Genomic DNA, 21,111 nt, shown 5'->3' on the forward strand with positions numbered 1-21,111 from the left:
ATAGGGGAAGCTTGATTCTTTGAGAGCTTTCCCTTCTTTTTTGAGGAGTTGTACATGAAATACCTCATTCCCTGCGTTTTATTTTTTCCCTTGCTTTCATCCTGTACTGTTGTCCAAGAAGATATTTATCCACCAGAATTTTGGGGTCCTGCTCCTCGGGTCGAGGTCAATCGGTATTATCCCCAAGGACATAATCATCGCCATTACAATCAGCGATATCATAGTAATAATCGATACTATACAGCGCCAAAAGCAAGAGTTTATCATGATCATGTTGAAACTCGAGGTAATGCTGTTGCAGTCAGTCCTCCTCCAACGCAAGCTAGAGCAGAAGTCCAGAAAAATGTTCATGGGCACGATACAAATAATAGTTATGTGCACGGACATTCTTCTAATAATGGCACTACCCATGGCCATCCCAATTCTAATATTCATGGGCATGATACAAATCAGGGAGCAACAGTCCAGGTAGAGCCATCTTATGGGGCACCTCCCGAGGAGCGGAAAAAAATTCATGGGCATAGCTGACATTTAAGGCCTCGCTTAACACGAGTTAAAGCGGTTAAATGTGGGATATTTTTTTCTCATAAGAACTCAAATTGTACTATTATCCTCTTCGTATCTGGATAAATTTTATGGTACTCTAATAACGTTTTTATCTTTAAGGGGCCTTTATGCGTGACTCACTTAAGATGTTATTAGTGGGATCTATATCCATGATAATTATTGCATGCGCTGCTTCCCCTCTGTCAGAAAGTACAGGGGAATATCTTGATAGTTCAACGACAACCACCAAGGTAAAAACCAGTTTGGTTGATCAATTGGGAACTACAGGGTTTGCCGTAAAAGTGAAAACGTATAAGGATCAAGTTCAGCTTAGTGGTTTTGTTGATTCCCGAAGGATAAAAAAACGAGCAGGTATCATCGCAGCAGGTGTAGATGGCGTTAAGAGCGTTCGTAACGACATTATTGTAAAATCAAGGTAAATATAACCCCTAAACCAAGGAACATTCATGTTTAACGGAAGTTATACTATAGAAAATTTTGATGATGTTCTTTTTAAAGCAATTTCTGATGAAAAACGACGTCAGGAAGAACATATTGAATTAATCGCATCTGAAAATTACGTAAGTCCTAGAGTGTTGCAAGCACAAGGCTCTGTGCTTACCAACAAGTATGCTGAAGGATATCCTGGTAAACGCTATTATGGTGGTTGTGAGTTTGTTGATGTGGCGGAAGAGCTGGCTATTTCAAGAGCAAAGCAGCTTTTTGGAGCTCATTACGTCAATGTTCAACCACATTCTGGTTCGCAAGCTAATGCGGCCGTTATGATGGCATTGCTATCTCCAGGCGATACCTTTCTTGGCATGGCTTTGCCCCATGGTGGACACTTGACTCATGGTTCAAAAGTAAATTTTTCAGGTAAATTATATCAATCTATAGAATATGGTGTTGATACTAATACAGGCTTGATTGATTACGATGAATTGGAGAGACTTGCTCTTCAACATAAACCGAAATTAATCATAGCTGGTTTTTCAGCTTATTCAAGAACTTTAGATTGGGCCAGATTTAGAGCGATAGCAGACAAAGTAGGGGCTTATTTGATGGCCGACATGGCTCATGTTGCAGGGTTGGTTGCAGTTGGATTATATCCCTCTCCGCTACCTTATGCGGATGTGGTCACTACTACAACCCATAAAACGTTAAGGGGGCCTCGAGGTGGTTTAATTCTTTGTAAAGAAAATGAAGAAATTGAAAAAAAGTTGAATTCTTCTGTATTTCCCGGTATGCAAGGTGGTCCTTTAATGCATGTTATTGCAGCTAAGGCAGTAGCTTTTGCAGAAGCCCTATTACCAGAATTTAAAACTTATCAACAACAAATCTTGATCAATGCCAGAACTATGTGTTCGGTGTTGCAAAGTCGAGGGTACGATATTGTGTCTGGTGGAACAGATAATCATCTTCTGCTAGTTGATTTAATTAATAAGGAAATTACAGGCAAAGAAGCCGATGCTGCTTTAGGCAGAGCCAATATAACGGTAAACAAAAATTCAGTTCCAAATGATCCACGTTCACCTTTTGTAACCAGTGGTTTACGATTAGGTACTCCCGCTGCAACTACAAGAGGTTTTAAAGAAAAAGAAATTACTCTCTTATCTAACTGGGTTGCAGATGTACTTGATAATATTAATGATGAGACCAATATTTCCAGAGTGAGAACTCAAGTATTGCTTTTATGTCGTGAATTTCCGGTTTATGCCTAATCATGTACTGTCCATTTTGCCATGCAGAAGAAACAAAAGTAGTCGATTCACGTCTGGTTGCTGATGGTGCTCAGGTCCGCAGAAGACGTGAATGTTTAGAGTGTCATGAGCGTTTCACTACCTTTGAAACGGCTGAGCTGATTATGCCATTAATTATAAAACGCGATGGAAGAAGAGAACCATTCAACATTGAGAACTTACGTTCGGGTATGTTAAGGGCTTTGGAGAAAAGGCCTGTTAGCGTCGATGATTTGGAAAAAGCCATCATTTCCATTACTCAGGAAATTCGCAGAAGAGGTGATCGAGAGCTGGATTCCCAAGTCATTGGCGAGTTAGTAATGAAGGAATTATTCAGACTTGATCACGTTGCTTATGTGCGTTTCGCATCGGTGTATAAACGATTTAAAGACGTTAGTGATTTTAGGCAAACAATAGATCAAATGAAAAAAGAAGAATAACAGTTAACCGTGACTCTCTATGCGACTCTTATAATTTAAAGGAAGGTAGGATAAGTTAAGGTTTGATAATCCGGGCGCATTAATCCGAGCCGCGACCGTAAGGGAGCGGATGTAAGACCATCCGCTCCCTTACGGTCGTGACTCGGATTTTTTAAGATTATAGAAGAAAAAAATTCCAGGTGAATAGCCACAAAGTAGATAAGGAGAAGTCTTGGCTAAATCCTAAAACAAATATGAGGTAATTGTGGAAAAACAATCAATTCGTGGAAAAAGGCGAGCTCGAAAACTTGCATTGCAAGCCCTTTACCAATGGCTAATGTCTGGCACCGATCTTCATGAAATTGAAGCTCAATTTAGAGCAATTAATAATATGGATAAGGTAGATGGTGACTATTTTTGCCGACTGTTATATGGTGTCCCCACTCATGTAGACGCTTTGGAGGCGAGTTTACTCCCTTTCCTAGATAGAGAAGTTAATGCCTTGAATCCCATCGAGCTGACCACTTTAAGAATAGGAGCATTTGAATTGTTCCATTGTCCGGAAATACCTTACAAAGTCATTCTTGATGAATCGGTATCTTTAACCAAGGAGTTTGGTTCTCAAGAAGGATTTCGCTACGTTAATGGTGTATTGAACAATTTGGCAAAACAGGTTCGTTCTGTTGAAGTCAGCATTGATAATGAATGAATTCAGTCTTATTGAACATTATTTTAAATCCATTCCACCTAAGAGAAATGATGTTCTTTTGGGGATAGGGGACGATGCCGCGTGTTTGCAAATACCTGAAGGGATGAATTTGTTAGTAAGCACGGATACCTTGGTTTCAGGAGTTCATTTTCTTCCCCAGTGGAATCCCTACGATATTGCTTATAAAGCAGTAATGGTAAACATCAGCGATATGGCTGCAATGGGAGCACAGCCCTGCTGGATAACTCTTGCATTGACCTTATCCGAATTGAATCAAAGCTGGCTTGATTCCTTTGCAAAAGGAATAAAAGATTCACTTGGTTTATTTAATGTCGATCTGATCGGTGGTGATACCACTAAGGGTCCATTATCAATGACGTTGACCATAATGGGCATTACACCTCAAGGTCAATCAATCAGACGTTGTGGAGCAATGGCAGGTGATGTAATCCTGGTTTCAGGTCAGCTGGGTGCTGCAGGATTAGCTGTAAAATTGCTAGATGATCAAAAAGTGAACTCCAAAGATAAAATGGAGTTAATGGATAAACTATTACACCCCAAGCCACGCATTGATTTATGTCCTTTGCTAAGGAAATACGCCACTGCTGCTATTGATATTTCAGACGGATTGAGTGCTGATTTAAATCACATTTGTGTTGCCAGTGGTGTTGGAGCCAGTTTGTTTAAAGAAGCGATACCAGTGCATCCTTTATTAAATAAATATTGCCCTGAACAAGCTATTGACTTGGCTCTTTCAGGAGGTGATGATTACGAATTATGTTTTACAGTATCAGCACAACAACTGGATTCTTTTAATCGGGAACTTCAAAAAGAAAATTTGGTTTGTTTTCCTATCGGTGTGATAGAAGAGAAACCAGGATTAAGAATACAATCCTCTGGTAGCCAAAGTGAAAAATTGAGACCAAGGGGCTATTCACATTTTTAAATCTCGCCTCTATAGTAAGGTGTATTGACAATTTAGTTGTAAATGCTGACGAGATGTTGGTATGTTGACGTTTGCTCATGAGAGGTTTCTACGACATTTTTAACTGGAATCCTCAAGTCTGCCATCCCGAGTGTTAGCGAGAGACCTCCATGAGTTACCGCGAGGCTATTTTGGAGATCCCTCGTTAACACTCGGGATGACAGTATAACAGCAAAATTTGGGAATAGTGTGATAGCGGCAGTTAGAATAGGGGGCGAGTATGAACCAAGTGAATTTAGCAAATCGAGTATGGCAGGACCCTATTTACTTCATCGCTTTTGGTTTTGGAAGTGGTTTGATGCCAATTGCTCCAGGCACTTGGGGAACTTTGGCGGCAATTCCACTTTATTTATTAATGATAGACGCGCACTGGAGCGTTTATTTATTATGGGCTATTTTGGCCTTTGTGCTAGGAGTCTGGGTAAGTGATAAAGTGTCAAGCGATCTGGGTGTGCATGATTACAAGGGAATTGTGTGGGATGAAGTCGTTGGCTATTTATTGACTATGTTCTTAGCCCCCAAAGGACTCTCATGGATGTTAACCGGTTTTATTTTATTTCGCATTTTTGACATTTGGAAACCACAGCCAATACGTATGATAGATCAACGGGTGCATGGAGGATTGGGGATCATGCTTGATGATGTTTTAGCTGCTGTACCTGCCTGGTGTATTATGCAAATTTTAGCCTGGAGCCTCACTTGATGAATGAGAATCATAAAGAACTGATTAGTATAGGGCTAACAGTTGGTATTATTATTTTCTCACTGTATATCATTCATAAATTCATCCCTTCCATGATTTGGGCTGCTATTATTGTGATAGCAACGTATCCTTTGTATGCGAGATGGCGTAAATTATTTGGCAAAAAACACAATGTATCTGCTTTTTTATTTACTACATTGATGGGTTTGCTTTTTCTTATTCCTTTGAGTTGGCTGATAGGGATTCTGATTAAAGAATCTCAATTATTTATTAATTTTTTGCAACATATTAATAAAGAGGGAGGTGCCGCCCCTGAATTTTTTAAAAATATTCCATTGGTGGGAAGTGATTTAATTCAATATTGGGATGAAAAGATTGGTAAGCCAGGAAATATCAAAGAGTTCTTATCCAATTTGCATTTAACTTTAACCCCAACCAGTTATTACATTAAACAAATTGGAGTCAATCTGGCTCATCGTAGTTTTCAAGTAGGATTCACCTTGTTGACTCTCTTTTTCTTCTATCGCGACGGGGATAAATTGCTATTACAAATTCAGCACGTAGGGGAATATTGTCTAGGGGACAGATGGTTCCGCTATTCCGATAGGCTTCCCAGTGCACTACGAGGTACTGTAAATGGAACGATCGTGGTTGGTATAGGGGTCGGTGTATTAATGGGGGTTTGTTATGCCCTGGTTGGTTTCCCAGCGCCTACATTAACTGGATTTATTACAGCATTAGCCGCCATGATCCCTTTTGTCGTTCCAGTGGTTTTCGTTATTGTAGCTTTGATCTTACTTTCAGTCGGCAGCTTGGTCGGTGGCATTATCGTGCTGGTTTGGGGAACACTGGTTATGTTCGTTGCTGATCATTTTGTAAAGCCGGTGCTAATAGGTGGAGCCATACAATTGCCTTTTCTGGCCGTGCTGTTCGGTATTTTAGGCGGTGTTGAGACCTTGGGTTTATTAGGTTTGTTTTTAGGTCCTATGGTGATGGTTTTGTTTGTAACCTTGTGGCAGGAACCACAAGGCCACAGACGAGCATCAAGTTGATTTGTCAAAGGTAAAGTTGATACCGACATTGAACGTACTGAGAGTATATCGTTTGTTATTGAAGTCAGACATACTATTGGTCGTGAGAAAGCGGAAGTCCATGGCAAGCCAGGCGAAATCGTCCATCAGATAGCCTACACCTATAATGCCTTGCCCAGCTCCAGTAACTTTAGTATCACTAGCTCCAAAAGAGGGTGGTAGACGGCCTAATACTGTTTTTACAAAATTACTTCTGTTTTGGATGCGCACTTGCCCTGCCCCTAAACCAATATAAGGGACATAAGTACTTTCCTGTACCGAACTAAAAAAATCATAGTACAGGTTGAGCAGGCCATAGAGAGCCGCGCTACTCCCATCATAACCTGTTCCATTCACCTGAAAATTGTCATATCCCCCAGGGGGGGCTCCAGGAGGGCAAAATCCAGTTGGTGTTAGAACATTGGGACTTTGCAGAGTACATGAGCTTATAGTTAAAGGACCAGTTGATATTCGGTTATAGAGTATTTCACCTTCAATACGGTAGTGACTTATTTTATAACCTAAAACAGCACCTCCCCCTCCAGAAATTGAGCTATATTTGATGCTTCCCGTATATATATTATTATCTTCATAAGTAAACATGATATCTTCACCAGAAGGTCCATGACTGACTTCACCTAATATTCCAACATAAAAACCCTGAGGCTGGTTGAAAGCAAAAGTTGAACTGCTTAATAGCAGACTGGATAGTACCGAGAGTTGAATTAACTGCTTCATCACGCATCCTTACTTATAATTTCCTTGATCAAAACGATAGATAGCCCCCACGCTGGCCATATGAGCCTGGTATACTTTTCCAAAATTACTTGAATTATCCGTTGCAACATAGCGGTAAGCCAGGTTTGCAGCATAATTTTCTGAAAAATTGTAAGTCAAGCCAACAGTCCCCTGGTAGGCAAAAGCGCTATCCGTGGTGCTAAAGAAGGAAGGGAAAAATGGACCTATGCTGTCAAGTTCTGCTTTAAGGTTGGCATATCCAATACCCAAACCAATAAATGGTGAAATGGCGGGTAACATTTCTGGGCAGTCATAATATATATTGGCCATGATAAGATTGGCGGCTGTAAAGCCTGTAACACCAAGCTGCGTAATAAAATTAAGGTTAAAATGCTTCGTTTCAGCTCTCAGGTAAGTGTATTCTACTTCATAACGGATGGGGTTGCTTTGGTAGCCTACTCGTCCCCCGGCGTTATAGCCGTTATTGTATCCTACTTCATCGCGGAATACCCCATAAGCAAAATTGTATATATTAGGGGGTATATAAGTATAACCTCCAAAGACGCTGGTATACCACCCGTCTACAGGTACTGCAGCAGAAGCAACACCAGTAGCTAATAAAGCTGTAGTAAGTAATGTAATTCTCATGACATCCCTTTTTTTATTATTATTATTTTTAACTGATTCATGTTAGCGGTTTGCCTTAAATTTGCAAGTTTTCTATTGTGCTTTATTGCGCAATTTAAATTTTAAATCTCAGTTAGTTCAAGGATTTTGTTACTTGTATAAAAATCTCATTAGGGTAAGATGAAATTTGGACTAGGAACAAGGAGTGTTATATGCCCTCAAAGGATGGAAAGAGATTACTGGATATAGTAGACAATTTAAACGAATTTGCTGAAAAATTATTGAATCGAATTGCTGATGAGTCCGAAGAGGGATGTAAGCAATTAATTAGTGCTATCGACGCAGCAAAGGAACGTTACAAGAAACCTATCGATTCCTGGATCAAGGGTTGGATTTATAAATTTACCCGCACTCGTGGGCAAGAGATCGATTCTGCTATTGTGGGCATTGAGGCAGACCCCGACTCCTATACCCGATTACAAGAATTTAAGTTATTGGTCGGGAAAGGTGAGTGGAACCATGGTTCATTTAATTATTATTTATTTGATGAATTGATAAAATTAGTACCTGGGTATCAACCCTTGGAAAGCGAATTAGTGCATCCAATTATTTTAAAGCTCAGAGAAAAAATAAATAAAAGAATTGATGAGTTTATGTCGCAATTCCGAGTCAATCAAAAATTAATAGAAGATCGAAAGCGAGAATTGTTACAGACCCATCAAAGTGCTCAGAAATTTGTCGATAATGTTTCGATTGCTAATAATTTGGAATCAGCTAAAAAATCAGCAAAAGAAAATAAGAGTGTTATCCAATTTTGTTTGATTTTTATAAATGATATTTGGAAGCTTTCCTGGATAGATGCAACAGGGAAAGTGTATGCTCTGGAGCCCGGGGAAGAGTTAATTCAAATTCTAATAGATGGAAAAATCAAGGATATTGATAATCTAAGTGTTTTGCATTTGAAGCAGCTTAAACAAGAATGTGTAAAAGCCAGAGAGACACTTTTAGGACGAGTTCAACTACTGATCAATCCGAAAGATCCGAGGTCTCAAGTTGATCTGACTAATGATATGTTAAAAGAAAATGGTACTTCCGCTACTTTTGTTTTGCGCGGTAAACCTAATGAGTATTCGCTCTGGTGGATAAATACATTAGGTTCCGCACATGAAATTTCATTAGAATCCTATTCATCAATGAAAAAATGGTTAAATGATCAAAGTCATCCGTTAAAGGAAGAACATATTCCTCAACTTAAGACTTATTTATTGAATGTAAATACTATCAAGTCCATTGATGTCAAGGAGGATATGAAGGAATTTAAAGCTCAATTGCAAGAATGTTTAGCTGCTGGGCCAAAATCGAAAATACCTCCTGTTAGTAGCACAATCAAAACTACAACTGTGAAAAAATTGGATTTGCGTTTATTTGGGGATATTGAGCGTTGTTTGGGTGGTAAGCTAAGTAAAATACAGGAAGAAAAGATTGGATCAAAAAATCCAGAAAAACTTAATCTAAAAAAATATGAAAATCTTTCTACCCTGTTTAGTAACCGGGCTAAAGACATAGAGCAACAAGAAGGCCAACAATCAAAACTGAGTAATGGATCTATAACATCTGTTTAGTGATCTAAAAGCCATCGAATGGCTTTTAGATTGAACCCAGGTTAATTATAACCATTGGTTATAGGATATCGCCAATCTTTACCAAAAGCCAGGTTGCTGATTTTTATCCCTGGAGCAGCCTGGCGTCTCTTATACTCGTTACGTTTAATTAATTGAATGACTTTATTGACCACTTGGGGTTCGAATCCCTTCGCGATAATTTCAGTGGGACTTAAATTCTGTTCCATGTAAGCCATGATAATGGCATCAAGTATATTATATTCCGGTAAACTATCCTGGTCAGTCTGGTCTGGTCTCAATTCAGCGGAAGGAGGTCTGGTAATGACGCGCTCAGGTATGACAGGTGAAGTTTGGTTTCTATACTTTACTAATTCATACACCTGAGTTTTGAGCACATCTTTTAATACGGCGAATCCACCAGCCATATCGCCGTATAAAGTAGCATAACCAACAGCAGTCTCACTCTTGTTACTGGTGGTAAGCACCATTTTCCCAGTTTTATTAGATAAAGCCATAAGCAACATGCCACGTATTCTTGCTTGAATATTTTCTTCGGTGATATCAGCAGGTAAATCTTTAAAAACAGGATGGAGTGTTTCCATCATGGATAGAAACACCGGCTCAATTGGTAGAATAGAATAAGCCACCTTAAGTGTCATCAATTGCTCTAAAGCGTCTTCATTGCTGATGGAAGCGGTATATTGAGAAGGCATCAAGACCGCATGAACTTGTTCTGCTCCCAGGGCATCTACAGCTATTGCCAATGTTAAGGCGGAATCAACACCTCCCGAAAGACCGAGCAATACACCAGGAAAATTGTTTTTTCTGACATAATCTCTGGTGCCACAAACCAATGCTTTATAAATTAGGGCCTCTTTGTCCAGGTATGGGGTGATTGGCCCTTTTACCCTGGTATTATCTATATGAACAGTACATAAATTCTCTTCGAAGGCTGGAGCAAGGGCACAGATGGTGCCTTGATTATCCATAGCGAAAGATTGTCCATCAAAAAGCAATTCGTCCTGCCCACCTATTTGATTGACGTAAATGCTTGAAACTCCTTGTTGAGCATAGGATTTTAAAAGTTCTTCTCTGAACTGGTACTTACGATAATCAAAAGGAGAGGCATTCAAGCTTACTAAAACAGAAATACCACTTTTAATCAAATCGTCGACAGGACCTTTTTGCCACAGATCTTCGCATAGGCAGATCCCCAATTTATGATTTTTAATTGATAATACACAAGGATCTTTTATACCAGGTGTAAAATATCTGGCTTCATCAAAGACTCCATAGTTGGGGAGTTTTTGCTTATGATATTCTCTAATCTTTTGCCTTTGATGAAAAATGCTGAAACTATTGTAGCAGTTTTCTTTATGCATCATTGGATGTCCAACGACAGCATAACAATCTTTGATGGTATCCTGAATATTCTTGAGATATTGCATTATTTTATCATGATATTCCTTACGAAAGAGAAGATCCTCTGCTGGATAACCGGATAGAGCCAATTCTGGAAAAATAATGACATCATGATTCGCTTGGTGGGTTTTGATTATTTCGATAATTTTATTGGCGTTCGCTTCAATAGCTCCTACCGTAGGATTGATTTGAGCCATAAGTACTGTCAAGGGTGCATTCATGAAAGTCTGTTAAATAATTGGTATATTGAAATTGTAGCTTAGGGGACATTGATATTGCTACAACTTGAGGTGATGTCATTCGTGTTAATTTAACAATTTTTTATTTTTTGCAGTCAGTTAGCGTTGAACGAAAGGGATTTGCATTTTGTCCGCTCCCTTACGGTCGCGGCTCGGTTTATGCCATAATCCTAAGTGGTTCGATTTGAGCTGGAACCCGATCCGCGACCGAAATGGAGTGGATAAATGAAACCAATTTCGCAGAAAAAATCAGCCAATCATGACAATATTGATATTCTATAATTGTCAATAAGCTTAAAAAGTGACTACAATATACGATTTTTCCTAGATAAATCCAAAGTATGTTAAATGAAGCAATATCAACAATGCCAGAGGCTTTTGAAGCTAAAATATTGCTTCGGGGGGAAGAGTATTTTCAAAAAGGTCAGGTACTCAATATTCGATTAAGTGAAGGGCTTATCAAAGGGAGAGTGAAAGGTAGTTCGAGCCAAATTTATGATGTGCATATGGACTTAAAATCATGGCCAACGAAACCATCTCGATGTACATGTCATTATCAATATAATTGTAAACATGCAGCAGCTTGTCTTTTCGCCCTACGTGATAGAGAAAAAATTAGTTTGCAGTCACATACATCTAATAAGTTAGATAGAAAATTAGATACCTGGTTAAAAAATTTGCGTGCCCAGGAAGCCTCAGAAATAAAAAAGCAAGAGGCCACACATCATCTAACTTATTTAGTTGATTTAAAACTCGGGGGTTACGAACACAAGGTAAGCATCAAATTAGCATTGGCCAAGTTGTTAAAAAGAGGCGGTTATGGAAAAAAAATAATTTTCAATACTTTGGCGAATTCAAAAAAACAACATTTTATAGGCGATGATAATGACATAGTGGCGCAGTTGTTATTTAAATGTAATGTATCTGGCTGGTTTGACAATCTTACGATTCGGAATAGTGAGCTTCTTGACAGGATCATTTCAACTGGAAGAGCATTTTTTATTGAAAATGAGGATACCCCTATTCAGAAAGGAGCCAGATTGACAGGTAAATGCCAGTGGATTTTATCCTGGAATGGCAATCAGATTTTAAAATTGAGACATGATAATCAAGATATCGAGCCATTATTATTGGATGACAGTTGGTATTTTGATATTACAAATTCAGTAATGGGGCACTTGGATTCTCCATATCCAGTGAAACAATTACGCCATTTGTTAGATGCTCCTCCCATTCCCCTTGATCAATCTGAGTTATTGGCTAAAAAAATGGCCAAAAATTGTCCTGAATTTCCCATGCCAAATGTATTTAATAAAAAGGAAACGAGACAAGTAAAGCCTGTTCCCGTGCTGATTTTAGATACAGTAAATAAACCGGATGAGGACAGCTGGATTTATGATAAAGAAGAAAATGCACCACTTTATATTGCAAAAATTATTTTTGATTACGAAGGACTGCTCATACCATTTGAAGAAGAATGTGACAAAGTGGTTTCTTTGAAAGAAGGAGTCTTAATTGAATATCAACGTGATCAAAAATTTGAAGAGTTGAAAATTGAAGAGTTGAAAAATTCCATTGATTTGGGAGTGTTTCATCAGTGGGAAAAATATAATTGGGATTTGCCTGAACACTCCATCTTTGTTTTAAAAAATGTGGAGACAGTTTCTGATTTGGAAAGTATTTACCACCAAGCACTACCGTATTTAAAGAGTCAGGGATGGCGTGTGGAGTTTGCAAGCCCATTTTATCAAGAGGTTGTTTCCGCTGATGAAGTGGAATGGTATTCCGACTTACAGGAAAGTACGACCGATTTTTTTTCTTATCAACTGGGTATTCTGGTTGAGGGCAGGCCAGTGAGTATTGTGCCTCTGGTTGCTGACTTAATTCAACGCTATGGAGGAGATGACTTAGATAATTTGCCTGATAATCAATTAGTGAAACTTCCATTGCAGGATGGTCGTTTATTGCAATTGCAAATGGGGCGAATTAAACCCTTGGTACGTTTATTATTACAGTTTGGCTTGCGACAAATTGATCAAAACCAACAATTGCAGATTGATAAATACCAATTCATATTAATGCAGGAAGCGGAGTTAGCTATCGCTGCCACTAAATCGCGTTGGCGAGGGGCAGAGTCGTTAAGAGAAGAGTTAAGGAAATTAGTCAAATTAACCGATTTACCAGAAATAATAGCTCCATCTGGTTTAAAAGCTCATTTAAGAGATTACCAACATTACGGATTAAACTGGTTACAGTTTTTGCGTGTCAGTCGATTTAATGGTGTGTTGGCGGATGATATGGGACTAGGTAAAACGGTACAGACGCTTGCTCACTTACAATATGAAAAGGAGCAATCAAGGCTAAATAAAGCCAGTTTGATAATAGCTCCTACCAGTCTTGTTGGTAATTGGCTGGCAGAAGCCAAGCGATTTACACCCGATATAAGGGTATTAGTCTATCACGGTATTGATAGGCATCAGGACAATTTTGATGACTATGATTTGGTTATTTCTACTTACGGATTAATCCACCGGGATAAAGAGAAATTTGTTGGTTACCCATTTTATTATCTTATTTTGGATGAAGCGCAATTTATTAAAAACGCCCGGACAAAAACTACTCAAGTCATTCAGCAATTAAAGGCTTTACATCGTTTATGTCTTACTGGAACTCCTTTAGAGAATAATTTAGGAGAATTGTGGTCTTTATTTCATTTTTTAATGCCAGGACTCTTAGGCGATGCAAAGCAATTTAGACTTTGGTTCAGAACACCTATAGAAAAATATGCGGATATGGAAAGAAGAGATTTGCTAGCAAGAAGAGTACAGCCTTTCTTGTTACGTCGAACCAAAAATCAAGTAGCCAATGAGTTACCACCCAAAACGGAGATGACTCGAACTATAGAATTAGTGGGTGCACAACGAGATTTGTATGAAGCAATCCGCATGAGTATGGAGAAGAAAGTCAGAGATGCTATTGCAAAACAAGGCTTAGGAAAAAGCCATATATTATTACTTGATGCATTACTGAAATTACGCCAAGTGTGTTGTGACCCAAGATTGTTATCAATGTCTGAAGCAGCTATTGCTCATGGCACATCATGCAAGCTCGATGCTTTAATGGAGTTACTTGATAATTTAGTCGAAGAAGGAAGACGGGTATTGGTGTTTTCACAATTTACTTCCATGCTGAAGTTAATTGAAGAACTATTAATCGCAAAGCAATATGATTATTTAAAATTGACTGGACAAACGCAAAACAGGCAGGCTTTGGTAGAGCGATTTCAACAAGGTAATACACCAATATTTTTAATTAGTTTGAAAGCTGGTGGTACAGGGCTTAATTTAACCCGAGCGGATACAGTAATTCATTATGATCCCTGGTGGAACCCTGCTGTTGAAGATCAGGCTACCGATCGAACACATCGAATAGGACAGGAAAACCCTGTTTTTGTTTATAAATTGATTACATCAGGAACTGTAGAGGAAGCAATTCTTGGGATGCAAGAGAAGAAAAGGCAGTTAGTCGATGGAATCTTGTCTGCCGATGCTTCTAAATCAATGAGTTTGAGTGAAGACGATTTGAATCAATTTTTTATGCCTTTATGAATAAAAATAACTGTGGATAGAGCTTCTTATCCGCTCCCTTACGGTCGCGGCTCAGATTATGGTTCAAACCGGGCGGTCGCGGCTCAGATTATGAATCAAACCGAGCAGCGACCGTAAGGGAGCGGATAATGCGGCCTAACATCCGCCATACATTTATTAAAGATTTCAGTAGCAAAGTTGTTTATCATAGCTTATGCTTTATTAAGCTTTTGTGTAAGTTACGTTAGTTCCAGAAATATCTATCAATTATGCAAAGGCTTATTGATTCAATTACGGAGATCGGTTATGAAATTATGGAAAGTGTTGTGTAGTTTTGTAATTGCTGTATGTTATTTACCATTAGCCTTTGCAGCATCACAGTCTCCTGCAGGTACCTGGACAACTATTGATGATAAAACAGGAGCTAAAAGGGCAGTAGTTAATCTTCATGTTTCAAATGGTACTTTAAGTGGCACTATCGTTAAAGTATATCCTCAACCCGGCGATACCGGAATTTGCTCTAAATGTCCTGGCGCATTTAAAGATAAAAAAATCCAAGGTATGACTTTTGTTTGGGGATTGAAAGACGAAGGCAACGGGGTTTGGAGTGGCGGCTCTATCCTTGATCCTAAAACAGGAAAAATTTATAAAGCCAAAATGACACTGGAAGGTAATAAGCTTTATGTAAGAGGATATGTTGGAATATCTGCTCTGGGACGTACTCAAACCTGGATTCGATAAAAGTCGTTTTTAAGATTTTTTAACATATGAGTGTAGGTTAGTGCTAAACTCTCCGTTAACCAGAGTTAAACACTAACCTGCATTTTGCTTTTGGTGTTATTATAATTTGAGTTTGAATTAAGAATATTTTTAAATAGATTATCTATTCACTAATTCCCTAATAAATTGTTATTACCATGCTTGATTTGCAAATACCCAAAAAAACAGTTGATCCACTAAAACGTCCCCCGCATTCGGTTGAGGCTGAGCAATCCATCATTGGTGGTTTAATGTTGGACAACCAGGTTTGGGATAAGGTAAGTAATAAACTATGTGAAGCCGATTTTTATCGTACAGAACATAGAATTCTCTATAGAGCCATCTCTGCTTTAGCTAAAAAAGATCAGCCTTTTGATGTGGTAACTCTTCTTGATGCTTTGAAATCTCATAATGAGCTGGATGATGCTGGTGGAGAAGCCTATTTATTTGAATTGGCTAATAATACTCCAAGCGTGGCTAATGTGACGGCCTATGCTGATATTGTTCGAGAAAAATCAGTACAAAGACAACTTATAGCCGTAGCAACGGAAATTGCCGATTCTGCCTATAATCCTGCGGGAAGAGAAGTACCTGAATTATTAGATATGGCAGAAACAAAAGTCTTTGCTATCGGGGAACAGACAGCAGGTGATGGTGGCCCGGAGAATATTAAATCGATCCTGGTTCGGGCAGTAGAAAAAATTGACGCCCTTTATCATAATGGTGATGCCATTACAGGTCTTGCCACAGGCTTATCTGATTTGGATGAAATGACCTCAGGTTTGCAACCTTCTGACTTGATTATTGTTGCTGGTCGGCCTTCAATGGGAAAGACAACTTTAGTAATGAATATGGCTGAACATGCCGCAATAAAGGCCAGTAAGCCCGTATTGGTTTTCTCTATGGAAATGCCAGCTGATTCCTTGGCAATGCGAATGATGTCTTCCCTGGGACGTATCGATCAGCATCGGATTCGTACTGGTAAATTGGATGACAATGATTGGCCTCGTGTGACGTCGGCAGTACATATGCTTTCTGAAGCTCCTTTATTTATAGATGATACTCCTGCTTTAAGTCCTGGGGAAATGAGAGCTCGATCTCGGCGTTTAGCAAAAGAGCAAGGCTCATTGGGACTTATTGTTGTGGATTATTTGCAATTGATGAAAGTACCTGGTTTTAATGCTGACAACAGAACAGCTGAAATTTCCGAAATCTCCCGTAGTTTAAAATCTCTGGCAAAGGAGCTGCAAGTTCCAGTGATTGCCTTATCCCAGCTGAACCGAAGTTTAGAGCAGCGAGCAGATAAAAGACCAGTCATGTCCGATTTAAGAGAGTCAGGAGCAATTGAGCAAGATGCTGACTTAATCTGTTTTATTTATAGAGATGAAGTATATAATGAAGACAGTCCTGATAAAGGTACTGCTGAAATCATTGTTGCCAAACAAAGAAATGGACCTATAGGCAAAGTCAGAGTGGCCTTTTTGGGTAAATACACGCGATTTGAAGATTTGGCATTTAATGGTTATCAAGGGGTAGAATAGGGTGTCAAGACCTACACGTTTGGTAATAGAGCCTAGTGCTTTATTGCATAATTTATCACAAATAAAACATTTGGCTCCAGGCAAGAAAATTATCGCTATGGTTAAAGCGAATGCCTATGGTTGTGGGGTAAAGGAAGTTGCCCCTGTTCTTGATGGGCGTATTGACGCTTTTGGTGTGGCTTGTCTTGAGGAAGCGCTTGCTATTCGAGCTTTAGGGGTTGAAACCCAGTGTATTCTTTTTCAGGGGGTATTTAGTTCTGATGAGTTGTTGGTAGCAGCTGAGAATGAATTCGCCTGCGTTCTCCATCACCCACAGCAAGTACAATGGCTAATCAATACCTCACTACCTAAGCCATTAAAAATATGGGTTAAGGTCAATACTGGCATGCACAGGCTTGGATTTAAAATTCATGAATTGCAAAAAGTGATGAAGGCATTACAGGCCTGTTTTTGGGTGGATAAAGAGATAGGGTTAATGACCCATTTAGCCTGTGCTGATGAATCCCATAGACCTGAAAATCAACAACAGATCTCTTTGTTTCAGGAGATATCTATCCCTGGATTTAGCCAACGTAGTATTGCTAATTCTGCTGCAATCATTTCTTTTCCTGACTCGCAAGCCGATGTCGTGAGGCCGGGAATTATGTTGTATGGTGTTTCTCCTTTTGCCAATCAAACAGCCAGAGACTTAGGCTTGATTCCTGTTATGCGCTTTATTTCTGCAATTAGCGCGATTCATGAGAATCCTTCTTTAGCTCAAGTAGGTTATAGTGGAACCTGGAAAAGCGATAAACCCACGCGAATCGGGATTGTTGCGGCAGGTTATGGTGATGGGTATCCAAGACATATTTCCGAGAATACCCCTGTTTGGGTAAGAGGAAGAGAAGTTTTTATTGTGGGTAGAGTCTCTATGGATATGCTGGCTATTGATTTGACCAATCATACCGATGTTGAAATTGGGGATCCCGTTGAACTTTGGGGAACTCATATTTTAGTGGAGCGTATCGCCAAATCAGCGGGGACGATAGGATATGAATTGTTGTGTCAAATTTCTGAACGAGTGCGCTATAAATAAACTATGGATAATAACTGTTCGTGATGATAGAATGGCAACCGATTTTGTAACTCTTTAATCAGGTGAACTGTAATGAAAAAATTAACTGTTGCATCGTTATCTTTATCATTTATGTTAGTTGGCTGCGCTCCGATGAATAAGGAAGGCGTGGGTACAATTACTGGTGGTGTAGTAGGCGGATTGCTTGGTAGCCAGTTTGGTGGTGGTTCAGGTAAGGTTGCAGCTGCTGGGGCTGGTGCATTATTAGGGGCTTTCCTGGGTGGTCAAATTGGAAAGACTATGGACAAAGTAGACAGGCTTGAAATGCAGCGAGCCTTGGAAACAGCTCCAACTGGTAAGGCTGTGGCATGGTCAAATCCAGACACAGGTTATCGTTATACCGTACAACCAACACGAACTTACTATCAAGCTCAGCAACCTTGTCGAGAATACATCACAAAAGCTATGATTGGTGGTAAAACCCAGCAAATTTATGGTAAAGCCTGTCGTCAGGCTGACGGGTCCTGGCGTGTTGTGAATTAATTCATACTTACGATTGTTGGGTAGTCGTTAGACCCAGCAATAGACTTCTTTCCCACCTCAATAGAGTTTGGAAAGAAGTCTAATCATGTTCCACTCCTTCTGTTCCTTGTCAATTCTCTTAGAAAAAAAGCTTCCTTATTTCATCAATTGGACTTAACAGCCCTTGTTTTGTGCTATATTTATACAGCGAGTTATTAATTTAGTTTTTCTCAGGGAGAGTGAAATGGCTCACTTAATTCATAGTATATTACCAGTCCCTCCAAGGAAAATTGCTTATATTCATCCGGAAGATAGTGTAAAAAAATGTATTAAACTGATGGTAGAAAAGGATATTGGTGCTTTAGTTGTTTTTGATAATGATAGTAACTTGATTGGTATAGTGAGTGAAAGAGATATACTTCGTTGCTATTTTCATCAAGAGCTTAATTTGGAAACTGCAAAAGTACTTGATGTTGTTTATACGGATGTTTCGATTTTAAGTCCACATGATTCTGTAGAAAAAGCCATGCAAGTCATAACAGAAACCAAAAGAAGGCATGTGTTAATACAAGAAGAGGGTGAATTATTAGCAATATTGTCAATTGGGGATGTGTTGTATCATATCTTGGAAGATAAAATGAGGGTTATTGAGCATTTAGAAAACTATATTCATACGTAATCGATAAACTCTTCTATTTAAATAATGAGTCATAAGATTTTATTTTAAGGATTAATTAAAGTCTCTTTGACATTTCATTTTATAATATACTCTAAAATGCCTATACCTAGGGACGTGGAAATTGTGTATATATCAATATATTTGATCTGTTTCAGTCAAATTAAATCATATGGTTCTCTAGCTCTTTCCTTAACTAAAGAAGAGTTCTGAATGACAACCTTATGTGTGAGATATTAAATTAAGCTTTTACCCTGACCAGGGCAAGATCATACCATTTTGAGTTAATTTAATGCCTTTATTTTGCTCTAGTAATCGTTATCCTGAGCGAAACGAAGAAACTCCCCTCACTTGAACATTGGAATATTATCTTCAGTAGATCCTTCCTTCGCTAAGGATGACATCGTTTTGTTTATATTGTAGGCAAAATATGATTTTGCCCTGTTATCGTGGCAGGACTATTTTATCTAATCGAAACACAGTGCTATAGTAATCATTTACTATAAATAATGCCTGAAACTATGAAGCTAATCTTTCGATGGACACTTGTTTTTCTTTTGCTCAGTAGCCAGTTATGGGCAATTCAATCTTCATCTCCCTGGTACTCAGAAGAAAAAGGCAAAGGGGTTGTTATTAATGTGGAATTATACCTTTCTTCGACTTGCCCACATTGCCATAAGGCGGATGAATTTTTCAAGGAAATCGAAACAGATTATCCGTGGCTGCATGTGGAGCGTTATACCATTGATAAAGATAAAAAGGCTTTAGAGCGTTTTAGTAATTTATTAACAGAACTTAATCGATATGATTTTGCAGTACCTTCCATATTTTTTTGTAATTCACGTTGGGTTGGATTTGCTACTGCAAAGACAACTGGGAAAGATCTGTTAAATGGCATTAAATACTGTAAACAGGAAATTGAGAAAAATGGAAAATTAACCTCTGCCACAGAGAGTGTGCTAAACCGATGGGGAAATGCGAATTTATTTGACTCCAGTATAACTGGGGCTCCGACTGCAAATACTTTTATTTTTGTTGTGGCTTTAATCGATGCAGTTAGCCCATGCGCTTTCTTTACCATAGCAGCATTTTTCGCTTTTTTATTTATGCTGGACAGGAGAAAGCTTCAATTAATTACAGGCTTAATATTTATTTTAACGGTTGGGGTTGTTCATTATTTCCAACAGGTCTATCCAAATGTATTTTTTGAATTGCTCCCATGGTTACGTGTTCCAGCAGCATTGATAGGTTTGTTTGCCTTTTATTTTACTGGCCAATACCATAGAAAACGCTCCGTTCAGCATTTATCTATCGTGTTGGCTTGTTTATTAGCACTTATGGTTCAACTGTTTCAACAAACCTGTTTGATGAATTGGTCCTATGTTTTTGAACAATGGGTACATAACCAAAACATATCAGGAGTTCGAGCCGGACTATATCAATTTATTTATCAGATGATGTACGTCTTACCTTTAATTATTCTGATGGGATTGTATTTGGTTTTAATCAAGGTTCATTTTTTCGAAAAATTTAAGCCAAAATTAGCTACTATCGGGTTGTTATATATTTTAGCTATTGCATTCTTGTTAATAATTTATCCATATGCATTATCTAACCTGGCATTATCATTATTTTTAATTGTCCTTTTAAGTATTTCGGGTTTGTTATTAACCTGGTTTAATAAATCCAGAAATAGTTGAAATTTAAAAGGATTAAAAATAAATTGTAAACTCTGATTATCTTTATATTTTTGGCATACAATTAACATAAATTGGGTGTCGCATAAGTCTATAGCTTATGGAGAAATACTGACCATGGATGATAATTCAGAATTTAAGCATTTATTTCCAATTGCTGTGGATGTTGTAGAAGGAAGGAGCTACAAGTGGTGTGGTTGTGGTAAAAGCGAAACGCAACCGTTCTGTGATAAAGAGAACTGTGGTGAGAAAGCAGTTTCTTTTATAGCGGACTTAACAGAGGAGGTTTATTTTTGTAATTGCAAACAAACCAAAAATCCACCTTTTTGTGATGGATCACATGCAAAAATTTTGCTTGAAGTAGTTAAAAATAGGCAAAAAAAATAGACTGCTTTCCAAACTTGCTGATGTGGGAAAGTGCGATTAGAAACGGAGCACGGAACTGGAGTGTACACC

The 21,111-nt window shown here is 38.6% G+C and carries 20 protein-coding genes; 17 read left to right on the forward strand and 3 right to left on the reverse strand.

All coding sequences use genetic code 11. From position 1 onward, the window contains the following. Nucleotides 1-54: 54 nt before the first annotated feature. The 8 genes from ACZ5EK_RS03765 (at nucleotide 55) to ACZ5EK_RS03800 (ending at nucleotide 6,153) form a co-directional block, all read left to right on the forward strand. The gene (locus ACZ5EK_RS03765; protein WP_464431470.1) at nucleotides 55-528 is read left to right on the forward strand and encodes a hypothetical protein; all 474 of its coding nucleotides are present in this window, start codon (nucleotides 55-57) and stop codon (nucleotides 526-528) included. 146 nt (nucleotides 529-674) lie between these two features. Further along, complete coding sequence (locus tag ACZ5EK_RS03770) at nucleotides 675-986, forward strand: BON domain-containing protein (protein WP_464431471.1); 312 nt, start codon at nucleotides 675-677, stop codon at nucleotides 984-986. A gap of 27 nt (nucleotides 987-1,013) precedes the next feature. Then, complete coding sequence (glyA, locus tag ACZ5EK_RS03775) at nucleotides 1,014-2,267, forward strand: serine hydroxymethyltransferase (RefSeq protein WP_464431472.1); 1,254 nt, start codon at nucleotides 1,014-1,016, stop codon at nucleotides 2,265-2,267. Nucleotides 2,268-2,269: 2 nt separating this feature from the next. After that, nucleotides 2,270-2,725, forward strand: a complete 456-nt coding sequence (gene nrdR, locus ACZ5EK_RS03780) for a transcriptional regulator NrdR (RefSeq protein ID WP_464426618.1) — start codon at nucleotides 2,270-2,272, stop codon at nucleotides 2,723-2,725. A 244-nt stretch (nucleotides 2,726-2,969) separates the two neighbouring features. Further along, entirely contained in the window at nucleotides 2,970-3,413 is a 444-nt protein-coding gene (gene nusB, locus ACZ5EK_RS03785; RefSeq protein WP_464431473.1) for a transcription antitermination factor NusB, read from the forward strand. Further along, nucleotides 3,406-4,359: a thiamine-phosphate kinase gene (gene thiL / locus ACZ5EK_RS03790; RefSeq protein ID WP_464431474.1), complete on the forward strand. Its 954-nt coding sequence runs from the start codon at nucleotides 3,406-3,408 to the stop codon at nucleotides 4,357-4,359. The genes nusB and thiL overlap by 8 nt, the downstream gene beginning before the upstream one ends. A gap of 259 nt (nucleotides 4,360-4,618) precedes the next feature. Then, nucleotides 4,619-5,101, forward strand: a complete 483-nt coding sequence (locus ACZ5EK_RS03795) for a phosphatidylglycerophosphatase A family protein (RefSeq protein ID WP_464431475.1) — start codon at nucleotides 4,619-4,621, stop codon at nucleotides 5,099-5,101. Continuing rightward, the gene (locus ACZ5EK_RS03800) at nucleotides 5,101-6,153 is read left to right on the forward strand and encodes an AI-2E family transporter (RefSeq protein WP_464431476.1); all 1,053 of its coding nucleotides are present in this window, start codon (nucleotides 5,101-5,103) and stop codon (nucleotides 6,151-6,153) included. Before ACZ5EK_RS03795 ends, ACZ5EK_RS03800 begins: the two co-directional genes overlap by 1 nt. On the opposite strand, the gene ACZ5EK_RS03805 is transcribed toward ACZ5EK_RS03800, so the two are convergent. Both ACZ5EK_RS03805 and ACZ5EK_RS03810 read right to left on the reverse strand, forming a co-directional pair. Beyond that, nucleotides 6,145-6,909, reverse strand: a complete 765-nt coding sequence (locus tag ACZ5EK_RS03805) for an outer membrane protein (protein WP_464431477.1) — start codon at nucleotides 6,907-6,909, stop codon at nucleotides 6,145-6,147. The two genes, ACZ5EK_RS03800 and ACZ5EK_RS03805, sit on opposite strands and share 9 nt — an antisense overlap. Nucleotides 6,910-6,918: 9 nt before the next feature. Then, nucleotides 6,919-7,557 carry an outer membrane protein gene (locus ACZ5EK_RS03810; protein WP_464431478.1) on the reverse strand — a complete coding sequence of 213 codons (639 nt, stop codon included), beginning with the start codon at nucleotides 7,555-7,557 and terminating at the stop codon, nucleotides 6,919-6,921. A 191-nt stretch (nucleotides 7,558-7,748) separates the two neighbouring features. Here ACZ5EK_RS03810 and ACZ5EK_RS03815 point away from each other — a divergent pair, with 191 nt between their 5' ends. Beyond that, a complete protein-coding gene (locus ACZ5EK_RS03815; protein WP_464431479.1) occupies nucleotides 7,749-9,158 on the forward strand; it encodes a hypothetical protein in 1,410 nt (469 codons plus the stop codon). Between the two features lie 41 nt (nucleotides 9,159-9,199). Here the strand turns inward: ACZ5EK_RS03815 and ACZ5EK_RS03820 are convergent, their stop codons facing one another. After that, nucleotides 9,200-10,801 carry an NAD+ synthase gene (locus ACZ5EK_RS03820; RefSeq protein WP_464431480.1) on the reverse strand — a complete coding sequence of 534 codons (1,602 nt, stop codon included), beginning with the start codon at nucleotides 10,799-10,801 and terminating at the stop codon, nucleotides 9,200-9,202. A 359-nt stretch (nucleotides 10,802-11,160) separates the two neighbouring features. On the opposite strand from ACZ5EK_RS03820, the gene ACZ5EK_RS03825 reads away from it, so the two are divergent. The 8 genes from ACZ5EK_RS03825 (at nucleotide 11,161) to ACZ5EK_RS03860 (ending at nucleotide 21,042) form a co-directional block, all read left to right on the forward strand. Then, nucleotides 11,161-14,427: a DEAD/DEAH box helicase gene (locus tag ACZ5EK_RS03825; protein ID WP_464431481.1), complete on the forward strand. Its 3,267-nt coding sequence runs from the start codon at nucleotides 11,161-11,163 to the stop codon at nucleotides 14,425-14,427. 285 nt (nucleotides 14,428-14,712) lie between these two features. After that, on the forward strand, nucleotides 14,713-15,147 hold the full coding sequence (locus tag ACZ5EK_RS03830; protein WP_464431482.1) for a DUF2147 domain-containing protein: 435 nt from the start codon (nucleotides 14,713-14,715) through the stop codon (nucleotides 15,145-15,147). A 176-nt stretch (nucleotides 15,148-15,323) separates the two neighbouring features. After that, on the forward strand, nucleotides 15,324-16,706 hold the full coding sequence (dnaB, locus tag ACZ5EK_RS03835) for a replicative DNA helicase (RefSeq protein ID WP_464431483.1): 1,383 nt from the start codon (nucleotides 15,324-15,326) through the stop codon (nucleotides 16,704-16,706). Nucleotide 16,707: 1 nt separating this feature from the next. Next, a complete protein-coding gene (alr, locus tag ACZ5EK_RS03840) occupies nucleotides 16,708-17,781 on the forward strand; it encodes an alanine racemase (protein WP_464431484.1) in 1,074 nt (357 codons plus the stop codon). Between the two features lie 72 nt (nucleotides 17,782-17,853). Further along, nucleotides 17,854-18,303 (forward strand): RT0821/Lpp0805 family surface protein, encoded by a 450-nt coding sequence (locus tag ACZ5EK_RS03845; RefSeq protein ID WP_464426641.1) that lies wholly within the window; start codon nucleotides 17,854-17,856, stop codon nucleotides 18,301-18,303. 223 nt (nucleotides 18,304-18,526) lie between these two features. Then, entirely contained in the window at nucleotides 18,527-18,961 is a 435-nt protein-coding gene (locus ACZ5EK_RS03850; protein ID WP_464431485.1) for a CBS domain-containing protein, read from the forward strand. 518 nt (nucleotides 18,962-19,479) lie between these two features. Beyond that, on the forward strand, nucleotides 19,480-20,658 hold the full coding sequence (locus ACZ5EK_RS03855; RefSeq protein ID WP_464431486.1) for a thioredoxin domain-containing protein: 1,179 nt from the start codon (nucleotides 19,480-19,482) through the stop codon (nucleotides 20,656-20,658). 114 nt (nucleotides 20,659-20,772) lie between these two features. Next, nucleotides 20,773-21,042, forward strand: a complete 270-nt coding sequence (locus ACZ5EK_RS03860) for a CDGSH iron-sulfur domain-containing protein (protein ID WP_464431487.1) — start codon at nucleotides 20,773-20,775, stop codon at nucleotides 21,040-21,042. Nucleotides 21,043-21,111 lie beyond the last annotated feature (69 nt).

This window comes from Legionella sp. JM-2024 (assembly GCF_055389095.1).